This is a genomic window from Pseudomonas sp. HMSC065H01, assembly GCF_001815235.1.
GTDB classification, from domain to species: domain Bacteria; phylum Pseudomonadota; class Gammaproteobacteria; order Pseudomonadales; family Pseudomonadaceae; genus Pseudomonas; species Pseudomonas aeruginosa.
Genome location: NZ_KV819937.1, coordinates 338,451 through 350,820, shown reverse-complemented (window position 1 = coordinate 350,820; position 12,370 = coordinate 338,451). Strand labels below are relative to the sequence as shown.

Annotated in this window: 10 protein-coding genes; 2 read left to right on the top strand and 8 right to left on the bottom strand. The window is 69.0% G+C overall.

What is annotated here, in order from left to right:
• Nucleotides 1–5: 5 nt before the first annotated feature.
• From HMPREF3014_RS31090 to HMPREF3014_RS31055, 8 genes are all read right to left on the bottom strand, one after another.
• The gene (locus tag HMPREF3014_RS31090) at nucleotides 6–1,166 is read right to left on the bottom strand and encodes an acyl-CoA dehydrogenase family protein (RefSeq protein ID WP_003095708.1); all 1,161 of its coding nucleotides are present in this window, start codon (nucleotides 1,164–1,166) and stop codon (nucleotides 6–8) included.
• A 20-nt stretch (nucleotides 1,167–1,186) separates the two neighbouring features.
• A complete protein-coding gene (locus HMPREF3014_RS31085) occupies nucleotides 1,187–1,978 on the bottom strand; it encodes an enoyl-CoA hydratase/isomerase family protein (protein ID WP_003116159.1) in 792 nt (263 codons plus the stop codon).
• Between the two features lie 258 nt (nucleotides 1,979–2,236).
• Nucleotides 2,237–3,649: an amino acid permease gene (locus HMPREF3014_RS31080; RefSeq protein ID WP_003116157.1), complete on the bottom strand. Its 1,413-nt coding sequence runs from the start codon at nucleotides 3,647–3,649 to the stop codon at nucleotides 2,237–2,239.
• Nucleotides 3,650–3,832: 183 nt separating this feature from the next.
• Nucleotides 3,833–6,085, bottom strand: a complete 2,253-nt coding sequence (locus HMPREF3014_RS31075) for an ATP-binding protein (RefSeq protein WP_016253973.1) — start codon at nucleotides 6,083–6,085, stop codon at nucleotides 3,833–3,835.
• Nucleotides 6,082–6,858 (bottom strand): substrate-binding periplasmic protein, encoded by a 777-nt coding sequence (locus tag HMPREF3014_RS31070; protein WP_003116156.1) that lies wholly within the window; start codon nucleotides 6,856–6,858, stop codon nucleotides 6,082–6,084. The genes HMPREF3014_RS31075 and HMPREF3014_RS31070 overlap by 4 nt, the downstream gene beginning before the upstream one ends.
• A gap of 3 nt (nucleotides 6,859–6,861) precedes the next feature.
• Nucleotides 6,862–7,596 carry a two-component system response regulator AruR gene (aruR, locus tag HMPREF3014_RS31065; RefSeq protein ID WP_003095718.1) on the bottom strand — a complete coding sequence of 245 codons (735 nt, stop codon included), beginning with the start codon at nucleotides 7,594–7,596 and terminating at the stop codon, nucleotides 6,862–6,864.
• A 117-nt stretch (nucleotides 7,597–7,713) separates the two neighbouring features.
• Entirely contained in the window at nucleotides 7,714–8,361 is a 648-nt protein-coding gene (locus HMPREF3014_RS31060) for a TetR family transcriptional regulator C-terminal domain-containing protein (RefSeq protein WP_003114535.1), read from the bottom strand.
• A 76-nt stretch (nucleotides 8,362–8,437) separates the two neighbouring features.
• Nucleotides 8,438–9,529: an ABC transporter substrate-binding protein gene (locus HMPREF3014_RS31055; protein WP_003095722.1), complete on the bottom strand. Its 1,092-nt coding sequence runs from the start codon at nucleotides 9,527–9,529 to the stop codon at nucleotides 8,438–8,440.
• A 173-nt stretch (nucleotides 9,530–9,702) separates the two neighbouring features.
• On the opposite strand from HMPREF3014_RS31055, the gene HMPREF3014_RS31050 reads away from it, so the two are divergent.
• Together HMPREF3014_RS31050 and HMPREF3014_RS31045 are read left to right on the top strand one after the other, a co-directional pair.
• Nucleotides 9,703–11,649, top strand: a complete 1,947-nt coding sequence (locus HMPREF3014_RS31050; protein WP_003116155.1) for an oxidoreductase — start codon at nucleotides 9,703–9,705, stop codon at nucleotides 11,647–11,649.
• A gap of 77 nt (nucleotides 11,650–11,726) precedes the next feature.
• On the top strand, nucleotides 11,727–12,326 hold the full coding sequence (locus HMPREF3014_RS31045) for a helix-turn-helix domain-containing protein (protein WP_003095727.1): 600 nt from the start codon (nucleotides 11,727–11,729) through the stop codon (nucleotides 12,324–12,326).
• Nucleotides 12,327–12,370 lie beyond the last annotated feature (44 nt).

Below are 12,370 nucleotides of genomic sequence, written 5' to 3'. Positions count from 1 at the left end.
GGACTTCAACGCAGCAACGGCCGCAGCAGTTCGCGGGAAACGATGTGCCGCTGGATTTCCGAAGTGCCCTCCCAGATCCGTTCGATCCGCGCGTTGCGCCAGATGCGCTCGACCGGTCCTTCATCCATCAGGCCCATGCCGCCGAAGATCTGCACCGCTTCGTCGGCGACCTTGCCGAGGGTCTCGCTGGCGAACAGCTTGGCCATGCCGGCCTCGCCGTCGGTCATGGTGCCCTGGTCCATCTTCCAGGCGGTGTGCAGGGTCATCAGCTCGGCGGCACGGATCTGCGTGGCCATGTCGGCGAGCTTGAAGGAAACGCCCTGGTAGCTGCCGATCGGCTGGCCGAACTGCTTGCGATCGGCCGCCCAGCGCAGCGACAGGTCGAGGGCGCGCTGGGCCTGGCCGACGCAGTTGGCGGCGACCATCACCCGTCCGGCGGTGAGCCAGGCGTTGGCCACTTCCCAGCCCTTGCCGACCTCGCCGAGCACCTTGGAGGCCGGCACCCGGCAATCGTCGAAGAAGATCTCGTAGGTGTGGTAGCCACGGTTGCTCACGCATTTCGGCCCGCGGCGCACGGTCATCCCGGGCGTGCCCTTGTCCACCAGGAAGGCGGTCACCGCGTTGCGCTTGCGGCCGTTGTGCTCGTAGCTGTCGGTGACGGCGAAGACGATGGCGAAGTCGGCGTGCCCGGCGTGGCTGATGAAGTGCTTGCTACCGTTGATCACGAAGGCGTCGCCGTCGCGCACCGCGCGGGTCTTGATCGAATTGGCGTCGGAGCCGGCGCCCGGCTCGGTGAGGGCGAAGCAATCGGTCTTTTCGCCCTGCACGCAGGGCAACAGGTAGTCGCCGAGCTGTTCTCCGGTGCAGGCCATGAGGATCTTCGAGGGCCGCGCGACGAATACGTGGAGGGCCCAGGAGACCTTCGACAGCTCGCGTTCGACCAGCGCCTGGGACAGGTAGTCGAGGCCGCCGCCGCCCACTTCCTCGGGCATGTTGAAGGCATAGAAACCGGCGGCGAGGGCCTTGCCGCGAATCTGTGCGGCCAGCTCCGGCGACACCGCGTCGGCGCGGTCGACATCGTCCTCGTGGGGCAGCAGTTCCTTCTCGACGAAGCTGCGCACCGCCTCGACCAGCATGTCCTGTTCCTGGGTCAGCCTGAAATCCATGGGAATCACCTGCTCGGCGCCTAGCGCCCGCTGAATTGAGGGGAACGTTTCTCGGCCACGGCGCGCAGCGCCTCGGCGGCATCCTCGCTGCGCCCGCAGAGCAGCCCGGCGGCCTGCTCGGCACGCAACTGCTCGGCCAGCGAGCGCCCGGCGCCGTCGCGCAGCAGGCGCTTGGTCTGGGCGAAGGCGAAGGTCGGGCCGCTGGCGAGACGCGCAGCGAAGGCGCCGACCGTCTCAACCAGGCGCTCGTCGGCGACCACCTCGCCGACCAGTCCGGCGCCCAGGGCGCGCTCCGCGCTCCAGGCTTCGTCGAGGAACAGCAGGCGCTTGGCCGCCTCGCTGCCAAGCAGCCGTGGCAGATGCCAACTGGCGCCGGCGTCCGGGCAGTAGGCCATGCCGGTATAGCCGGCCTTGAAGCGCGCCGAGGCGGCGGCGATGCGGAAATCGCAGCACAGCGCCAGGTCCATGCCAGCGCCCACGGCGCTGCCGTTGACGGCGGCGACTGTGGGTTTGTCGAGGGCGTGCAGGCGCCCCATCAGGGCGTGGGCGGCCTCGGTCCAGCCATAGCTTTCCAGCTCGCCACGGGCTTCAGCCGCCGCCCATTCGGCGAGATCGGCCCCGGCGCAGAAGCTGCGTCCGCTGCCGCCGAGGACCACGGCGCGCACTGCCGGGTCGCGCTCGCAGGCATCGAGTCGGACGTGCAGGGCCTCCAGGGTGGGGATATCCAGTGCATTGCGCTGTTGCGGACGATTCAGGACGAGCCAGGCGATCCCGGCTTCGACCCGCGTCTGCAATGGGGAAAGGTCAGTCATGCGGCCCTCGTTCTTATTGTTGGTTGATGGCGATCGCGGCTTTCAGGCAATACTAAACACTCGTTCAACAAGACCACAATCCACCCATTCGGGTGTATGTAACGGCCCTGCGGCAGGCGCAAAGCCACACGCCATGCGATCCGCCGAAAAGCGGCGAAGGCCCGCGCGAGCCGGCTGTTACAACTTCGAACAAACCAACCAGGCGAAAACGAAAACGCCCGCCGGATGCGGCGGGCGTCGGGTCCTGCGAATGGCCGTTCAGCCGGCCCGTCCCAGGGCGGGGTCGCCCAGTCCCTGCGGCTGCCGGCGACGAACCACGTAATAGGCCAGGTAGCAGGCGGCGATGAAGCCGAAGCCCCAGTACAAGGACGGCCGCTGGGTGGGATCGAGGGCGAGGAAGACGAACAGCGAGCAGCACACGGCGATGCAGGCCAGCGGCACCAGCGGGAACAGCGGCGCGGCATATTTCAGCTCGGCGACCGTGCCGCCGCTGGCCATGTACTCGCGGCGGAAGCGGTATTGGGCGTAGGCGATGACGATCCAGGTGACGGTGCCGGACATCCCGCTCACCGCCATCAGCACCATGAACAGGGTGTCGGCGGCGACCACGCTGGTCAGCAACGAGAGCAGGGCGAAGCACAGGGTGATCAGCAACGCGTAGAGCGGCACGCCGCGCGCGCTGAGCTTCGACAGGCCGCGCGGGGCCATGCCGGTCCTGGACATCGCCCAGAGGATCCGCGTCGAGGCGTACAGGCCCGAGTTGCCTACCGAGAGGATGGCGGTGAGGATGACGAAGTTCATCAGGTCCGCCGCGTAGGGAATCCCGACCATGTCGAACACCTGCACGAACGGGCTTTCCATCAGCCCGGCCTGTTGCCAGGGAATGATGGCGGAAAGCACGACGATGGCCAGCACGTAGAAGATCAGTACGCGGAACACCACGTTGCGCACCGCCCGCGGGATGCTCTTCTCCGGTCGCTCGGTCTCGCCGGCGGCGACGCCCATGATCTCGCAACCCTGGAAGGCATAGACCACCGTCATCATCACCGCGAACACCGCCGACAGGCCGTTGGGGAACAGCCGCTCGCCGACCAGGTTGGAGAACATCGGCGCCGGCGCACCGCTCTTCAGTTCGATACCGCCGAAGATCACCAGCCCCCCGACCACGATGAACACCAGGATCGCCGCCACCTTGATCCCGGCGAACCAGTACTCGGCCTCGCCGAAGGCGCGGGTCGCCAGGGCATTGAGGGAGAACAGCACGACCACGAAGAAACCCGACCATAGCCACACGGGCACCTCCGGGAACCAGCGGGTCATGAGCATCCCGGCCGCGGTGAATTCCAGGCCTACCGTGGAGGCCCAGCTCATCCAGTAGACCCAGCCGATCATGAAGCCAGTCGCCGGGCCGATGAAACGCGTCGCGTGGGCCTGGAACGAACCGGAGACCGGCATCTGCACCGACAGCTCGCCGAGGCAGACCATCACCAGGTACATCAGCACCCCGGCCACCAGGTAGGCCAGCACCGCGCCGGCCGGGCCGCCCTGGTTGATGGTCACGCCGGAGCCCATGAACAGCCCGGTGCCGATCACCCCGCCGAGGGACAGCATGAAGATGTGGCGGCTCGCCAGGGCCCGGGTGAGTTGCAGCCTTTCCTTGCCGTCAGCCATGGCGCACCTCCGGATGAGGGTACGCACAGGGGTCTTCGAGATGGCTCATTATTCTTGTCTCCACTCTGTCAGAGGCCGTGTCTTGCGCACGGATGAGCGGATTATTGGCGGCGGATGTAAGACGCCGTTGAACGCGCGGATCGAAGATGTAAAAAGCTGTAAGGAAGTTGTTCGCCGCGCCGCTCAACCGGCCGCTGAGTCGGCTTCGCCGAGGAAGCCGGCGCGGCGCAGGGCTTCGGCGCCGTCGCGGCGCAGGCTACCCAGGCGTGCGCCCCAGGCTCGCGGGTCGACCCCGGCCGCGCCCAGGGCCTCGCGCTCCAGCTCGCCCAGGCCGGCGCCGAGCGCCACCAGGCCCATGGAGTGGCAGCTTCCGGACAGGCGATGGGCGATGTTCGCCGCCTCGGCCAGGTCCGCCTGGTCCAGGGCTTCGGCCAGCAGCGGCAACTGCTCGTCCAGGCTTCCCAGCAGGTTGCCCAGCAGTCCGGCGAGCTTGTGCCGCCCCAGCAGGCGGCGGTGGGTCTCGAGCATTTGCCGGTCCAGCGCGGCGTCCACCGCAAGCGCAGGCACGCTGGTGCCGACCTCGCCCAGCGCGCGGCGCAGCTCGTCCATCCGCAGGGGCTTGCCGAGCACCCCCTGCATGCCCGCGGCGAAGTACCGACGCACCATGTCCGGCTGGATGCTGGCGGTGAAGGCGAAGATCGGCGTGGCGCGGTTCAGGCCGTCGAGCTGCCGGCGAATCCCGGCGCAAAGCTCGAGGCCAGCCATCCCCGGCAGGTGCATGTCCAGCAGGATCAGGTCGAAGCGCCGCTGCCGGCACAACGCCAGGGCCGGCCCCGCGTCCTCGGCCAGCATCACCCGGTGGCCGTCCCGCTCGAGCAGGCCCTGGGCCACCTCGCGGTTGAGCGCCACGTCCTCCACCAGCAGCACCTCCAGCGCAGACACCGATGCCGCCGGCGGCGTCGCGCCGGACAAGCTCGCCAGCGCCAGCTCGATCTCGAACCAGAACGTGCTGCCCTGGCCGACCCGGCTTTCCACGCCGATCCGCCCGCCCAGCGCTTCCACCAGCCGCTTGCTGATCGCCAGGCCCAGGCCGGTTCCGCCGTAACGGCGGGTCACGGCGTCGCCGCCCTGGGTGAAGCGTTCGAAGATGCGTTCGCGCATTTCCTCGGGAATGCCGATTCCATCGTCCGCGACGCTCAGCCGCAGTCGCTCGCTTCCTGCGCTGCGCACCAGCCGCTCGACGCGAACGCGCACCTCGCCGGCCTCGGTGAACTTCACCGCGTTGCCCAGCAGGTTGGTCAACACCTGGCGCAGGAACTGCTCGGCGCCGCGATGGCCGTCATGAACCTGCGGGTCCAGCCACAGGTCCAGCCGCGTGGCGTTCTCCCGCGCCCGCGGTTCGAGCAGGGTGAGGACGTCCTCGAGCAGGCTTCGCAAGGAAAAGTCCACCGCTTCCGGCACATCCGGCGCTTCCTCCAGCCGGGCGAAGTGGAGGACCTCGTTGAGGATCGCCAGCAGTCCCTCCCCCGCTGTCGCCAGTGCCCGCAGGCGCTGGCGGTCACGCTCGCCGAGCGATGCCTCGCGCAGCAGCTCGGCCATGCCCAGGATGCCGTTCAGCGGGGTACGGATCTCATGGCTCATGGTCGCGAGGAAACGGCTCTTCGCCCGGTCGGCGGCTTCCGCCTGGTCCTTCGCCCGACGCAGGCTGGCGGTGCGTCGCTCGACCTGTCGGCGCAACTCGTCGCGATCGGCATCGCGCCGGCGGCGGTCGGTGCGCAGGGCCTGGCGCATGTCTTCCAGGGCGGCGGCGACGGCGTCGATCTCATCGCGCTCGCGGTCCACCTTGTCCAGTCGCAGCGGCTGTTGCAGGTCGCCTTCGGCGATATGCCCGGCGAACTCGGACATGCGCCACAGATGGCGAGTGACCAGGCTGTGGAACAGCCAACTGAGGGCCACCGCCAGGCCGCAAAGGAAACTGCCCATCCACAAGAGGCTGGCCAGGCCGCCGGAAACCAGCCGGCGATAGACCGCCGCCAGGTCGATGGCGATCTCCAGCTCGCCCAGTTGCCGACGCTCGCCCCCCGGCGGCTGGTAGCTCAAGGGAAAGCGCTCGACCCGCAGCATGCCGCGTGGACGCTGGTCGCCCTGCAACAGGTTGAAGTCGGCGCTTTGCAGGCTGACACGGGCGATGTCGGGGAAATCCCCGAGGCCGCGCAACTGCACGTTCAACTGCTCCTGGTTGAGATCCCACAGGCTGCGCTCGAAGCTGGCCAGGTAGCCGCTGCGGATCAGTTCCAGGCGCGCCTCGATCTCGCGCATTTCGCGGCGGTATTCGAAGAACAGCTGCACGGCGCCGGCGAGGACGGTGAAACACAGGCTGAACAGCAGCACCCGCCACAGCAGGCGCCGCGCCAACACTCCGCCGTGGCCGCTCACCAGGCGTCCGCGCGGTTGCCGGCGAGGCGCCGATAGTCGCGCACGCTGTCGTCCAGCCAACGCTGGATGCTGCCGTCGTCGCGATAGCCACGCAGGGCCCGGTCGATCTCGTCCATCTTCGCCGCCAGCGGCGAGTGCCGCGAGACCGCCACCCGCAGGTAGTCCACCGTCAGCGGTTCGGGCAGCGCACGGATGTTCTCGCCGCCGGCCAGGCGCTCGGCGAACAGCGTGCCGGTGCGCCGTTCGTGGGCGATGTAGTCGATGCGCTGGCGCACCAGCTTGCCGAAGTTCTGTCGGCTGTCGGAAACCCATTCGACGTTGCCGTGGCGGCCGACGAAGCGGTCGAAGTCCGCCCCGTAGCTTTCGCCGAACAACAGCCCGCCGCGATAGCCGGCGAGGTCGCCGAGGGATTGGATGCGCACCGGCCGCTGGCGGTTGTAGAAGATCGCCACGTCCTCGCGCAGCACCGGCTCGGCGGAAAACGCCAGGTCGCGATCGCGCGCGGGCGTGCGGTAGGCCAGTATCAGGTCGACCCGTCCGGCGGCGGCGTCGAGCAGGCAGCGCCGCCAGTTGCCCAGCACCACCACCTCGACCCGGTAGCCCAGCGCGCCGAACAGCCGCTTCACCAGCTCCGGCGCCAGCCCCCGGACCTGCTGGCCGTCGCTCCAGGAGATCGGCGGGTATACCGGATAGTCGCAATAGCGGATGGTCTCCGCAGCCTGTGCCAGGCCGCCCAGCAGCCATCCGCAGAGCGCCAGCCAGCAGGCCTGCATGGCTCAGGCGTCGCTGGCCGCGGCGGTGAACAGGTAGCCGGCGCCGTGGATGGTGATGATCAGTTGCGGTTCGGCCGGGTCGTCGCGCAGCTTGCGACGCAGGCGGCCGACCAGCACGTCGATGGAGCGATCGCTGGGCAGCCACTCGCGGTTGCGGATCTGGTCCATCAACTGGTCGCGGCTCAGGGTATGCCCGCTGTTGCGCAGGAAAGCGCCGAGCAATTGGAATTCGCCATGGGTGAGCAGGGTTTCGTTGCCCGCGTGGTCGATCAGGCGGCGCCGGTCGGCGTCCAGCAGCCAGTCGCCGAACTGCCTGAGGGCCTGCCGGGCGGGGCCGGCGCTGGCCTGGGCATGGCGCACCCGGCGGATCAGGTTCTTCGCCCGCGACACCAGTTCGCGCGGGTTCAGCGGCTTGATCACGTAATCGTCGGCGCCGCACTCCAGGCCGACGATGCGATCGATCTCGTCGTTGCGCCCGGTGATCAGGATGATCCCCACCTCGGAGCGCACCCGCAGCTCGCGGGTCAGGGTCAGGCCGTCCTTGCCGGGCAGGCGGATGTCCAGCAGCACCAGCTCGACCGGCTGGCCGAGATGGGCGCACTCGGCAAGGCAGGCTTCCGCCTGCTCGGCGTTGCCGGCGCAGAGGACGTCATAGCCCTCCTCGCCGAGATAGGCCTGGAGAAGCTCACGAATCACCGGGTCGTCGTCGACCACCAATACGCGCGGAACCATCGCCATCACCTTGCGCCTCCGGCGGTCCGGGGCGTTTCTTGTTCTGGGTTGTCGGACGGTGGGCGGAAGGGGCCGGGGCGCCTTCCGCTGCCAGCAGCAGCCTATCCACTACTGAACGGACGATCAACAAGCTTCCATCGCACGCCGGAAGCGGCGATGGGCGCCCGCCTCCAGGCCATCCACCCAGGCCTCGCAAATCTGCACGCCCTGCCGCGGCGTGAAGGTCGCGGGATTCAGCCCAGACTCCAGCCACAGCCCGTCGAGCAGGGCGCTGAGGCTGATGGCCGCCAGTTCCGCGTCGAAGTCCGCCCAGCCGCCCTCCTCCGCCAGTTGCCGCAGCACGCCGACCAGCAGCGCCCGGTACTCGCCATAGGAATGGTCGTGGACCCGCCCGATCGCTTCGATGCTGCCCACCGCACCCCAGAACGCCAGCCAGGCGTCGAGCAATTGCGGATCGAGCAGCTCGGCGGAGAAGGATGCCTCGAAGAACGCCGAGAGCCGCGGGCGGGCGCCGCCCGGAGCGGTGTCGATGGCACCGCGGAGCAGGCGCATGACGCGTCCGGTGACCGCCAGGTAGGCCTCGGCCACCAGCGCGTCCTTGCCATCGTAGTGGTGATTGATCAGGCCCACCGATACCCCGGCCTCGGCGCAGATCTTGCGCACCGAGGCGCCCTGGAAGCCATGCCGCTTCAGGCAGGCCAGGGTCGCCTCGATCAGCAGCGCCTTGCGCTGCTCTGGCTCCAGACGGGAAAAGCGCACTTCCTGGTTCATCCTTTCGCGGCTCCTGCTCGTCGCCCGCGACCACCGGCGGGCAGCCCCGATGATCGCAGGTTACGTAGCGCCCGTCTCACTGGCTGGCCCAGGCGTTGAAGCGCTCCTCCAGCTCCTCGCCGTGCTCGACCCAGAATTCGTCGTCCATCGCCAGGCCCTGCTCCAGGTTCGCCGGCGCGGTCGGCACCCAGCTCGCCAGTTGCGCGGGCAGGCGCTGGGCGGCCTGGCGGTTGGTCGGCCCGTAGGGAATGTTCTCGACGTAGCGCACCTGGGCATCCGGGGCATTGGCGAAGGCGATGAAGCGACGCGCCTCGGCGCCGCGCTTCGAACCCTTGACCACCGCCCAGTAGTCCATGCCGTACAGGCTGCCCGGCCATACCAGGGCCAGGTTGCGCCCCGCGCGGTGGGCGTCGGCGATGCGCCCGGTGTAGGTGGACGTCATCACCACGTCGCCGGCGGCCAGCCACTGCGCCGGCTGCGCTCCCGCCTCCCACCACTGGATGTAGGGCTTGAGCTGGCCCAGCTTGGCGAAGGCACGGTCGGCACCGGCGCGGGTCGCCAGCAGCGGATAGACCTGCTCGCGTGGCACGCCGTCGGCGAGCAGGGCGAACTCCAGGTTGTAGATCGCCCGCTTGCGCAGGCCGCGCTTGCCGGGGAAGCGCTGGACGTCCCAGAAGTCGGCCCAGGACGCCGGCGGCTGTTGCAGCCGGTCGGCGTCGTAGCCGATCGCCACGCCCCAGACCAGCGCGGCGGAACCGCATTCCTGGGCGGCATTGGCGATCAACTGCTGCTTGCCGCCGATGGCCTGCCAGTCCAGACGCTCGAACAGGCCGTCGTCGCAACCGCGCGCCAGGTCCGGCCCCTCGACCTGGACCAGGTCCCAGTCGGCGTGACCGGTGTCGGCCATCACCTTGATCCGGGCCATCTCGCCGTTGTACTCGCTCTGCACCACGGGAATCCCGGTCTGCTGCGTGAAGGGCTGGAAGAACGCCACCTCCTGGGCCTTCTGTCCGGCGCCGCCGTAGCCGACCACCACCAGGCCATCATCGGCCTGGACCGGCGCGAGGCCGCCGAACGCCAGCAGGACGGCGCCGAGCAGGACGCGGCAAGGAAAAACCGGGTGCGGACGGGCGCTGGCCGCGCGGCGCAACGGAAAGGAACGGTTCATGTGCGTCTCCTCTTGTTCTTGTTGTGGAGTGGATCGCAGCGAGCCGCCGGGAAGCGGCCACGGGACAGAAACTATCCAGTCGATTTTAAAAAAACAAGTTGATTTTTTACTGATGGTAAATTCATATCCTGTTTCTGAAGCGCGCCGCGAGAACAACAAGAAGGACGCCAACCGTGAATTTCCCGCACCTGTTCAGCCCCCTGGAAATCCGGGGCAAACGCCTGAAAAACCGCATCATGTCGAGCGGCCACGACACGTCGATGCCTACCGACAACCTGGTCAACGAGCCACTCGTCGCCTATCACCGCGCCCGGGCCCGCGGCGGCGCCGGACTGATCGTCATGCAGGTGGCGGGGGTCCACGACAGCGCGCGCTACACCTCGCACGTGCTGATGGCCACCGACGATGCCTGCATCCCCGGCTACCGGCGGGTCGCCGAGGCCTGCCACGCCGAAGGCTGCGTGGTGCTGTCGCAGATCTTCCATCCCGGGCGCGAGATCATGGAGTCCGCCGACGGCCTGCTGGCGGTGGCCTATTCCGCCTCGGCCTCGCCCAACGAACGGTTCCGGGTGATGCCGCGCGAACTCGACCAGCCGCTGATCGACGAGATCGTCGCCGGCTACGCCGCCGCCGCGCGCCGCCTGCACGAGGCAGGACTGGACGGGGTGGAGGTGGTCGCCAGCCACGGCTACCTGCCGGCGCAATTCCTCAACCCGCGGGTGAACCGCCGCAAGGATGGCTACAACGGCGACCTCGATGCCCGCCTGCGTTTCCTCCGCGAAGTGCTGGCGGCGGTGCGCGCGGCCACCTCCGAGGACTTCATCGTCGGCCTGCGCCTGTCCGCCGACGAGCGCGACCCCGAGGGTCTCAGCGAAAGCGAGTCGCTGCAGGCGGCCGAGGTGGTCCAGGGCGAGCTAGACTACCTGCACATCGTCGCCGGCACTTCGGCCTCCCTCGGCGGCGCCATCCATATCGTCCCGCCGATGGCCATCGAGCCGGCCTACCTGGCCCGCGAAGCCGGTACCTTCAAGGCGCGCCTGGCGATCCCGCTGTTCGTCACCGGGCGCATCAACCAGCCCCAGGAGGCCGAGGCCATCCTCGCCCGAGGCCAGGCCGACGTCTGCGGCATGACCCGCGCGCTGATCTGCGACCCGCAGATGCCGAACAAGGCCGAGGCCGGGCGCAGCGACGACGTGCGCGCCTGCATCGCCTGCAACCAGGCCTGCATCGGACATTTCCACCGAGGCTATCCGATCTCCTGCATCCAGCACCCGGAAACCGGCCGCGAGCTGACCTACGCAACGCCCAATCCGGCCTCGCGGCGCAAGCGCGTGCTGGTCGCCGGCGGCGGCCCGGCGGGGATGAAGGCGGCGGCGGTGGCGGCACAGCGCGGCCACGAGGTAGTGCTCTGCGAGGCCGGCGCCCAGCTCGGCGGCCAGGTCAACCTGGCGCAACTGCTGCCGCGCCGCGCGGAATTCGGCGGCGCCTCCACCAACCTGCAACGGGAGATGCAACTGGCCGGCGTCGAGGTACGCCGCAACACGCCGGTCGACCGCGCGCTGGTGGAGCGCGAACGGCCGGACCTGGTGATCGTCGCTACCGGCGCCGAACCCTATTGGCCGCCTTTCGAGCGCGGCGGCGAGCTGCAGGTGGTGGATGCCTGGCAGGTGCTGCGCGGCGAGGTGCGGGTCGGTCGTTCGGTGCTGGTCACCGACTGGCGGGGCGACTGGATCGGCCCCGGTATCGCGGAAAAGCTTGTACGCGAGGGCCACCAGGTGCGCCTGGCGGTGAACGGCACCCACTGCGGCGAGAGCCTGCCGCTGTATGTGCGCGACCAGTTGGCCGGCGAGCTGCACCGCCTGGGTATCCCGGTCACGCCCTACGCCCGCCTGTACGGCTGCGACGATACCACGGTGTACATGCAGCACAGCGCCAGCGGCGAGGCGATGCTGTTCGAGGAGGTCGATACCCTGGTGCTATGCCAGGGCCACCAGCCGGTGGACCGCCTGGCCGACAGCCTGCACGGCCTGGCGGAGGTGTTGCGGATCGGCGACTGCCTGGCCCCCCGCACCGCCGAGGAGGCGATCTACGAAGGGCTCAAGGCCGCCTGGAGCATCTGAGCGGCGCGGCCGCGGCTCCCTCGACGGGTCCCGGCCCAGCCCCTAGAATGCCGCAAACGCAGCCAGGACCCCGCCGCATGCCCCGCCCGTCACCGCCGGACGCCACCGACACGCCGCGCAGCGAAACGCACTTCCTCGGCACCCGCATCCGCGGCCTGCGCAAGCGCCGCGGCCTGACCCTGGCCGAGCTGGCCGCACAGAGCGAACTCACCGCCGGCTACATCAGCCAGTTGGAACGCAACCTGGCGTATCCGTCGATTCCGGCGCTGTTCAACATCGCCCGCAGCCTCGGCGTGACCATCCAGTGGTTCTTCGCCAGCGAGGCCGCGGTGGACCCGGCGGACGCCGGCTACGTGGTGCGGCGCAACACGCGCATGAGCGTGCATTACGAAGACGGCATCATCGACGAACTGCTCACCCCGCAGCCCAGCCGCCAGTTGGAGATCCTCCACTCGCGTTTCCCGCCGGGCACCTACAGCCAGCAGAGCTACAGCCATGAGGGCGAGGAAGCCGGCTACATCCTCAGCGGAATCTTCGAACTCTGGGTCGGCGACCGCCATTTCCAGCTCCGCGAGGGCGACAGCTTCAGCTACTCCAGCCAGGAACCGCATCGCTACGGCAACCCGGGCGACAGCGATACCCTGGTGCTCTGGGTGATCACCCCGCCGACGTTCTGAAACGCCCTGTCGCGATGCAGGGCCAGGGGAGGGCCGACGGGGCG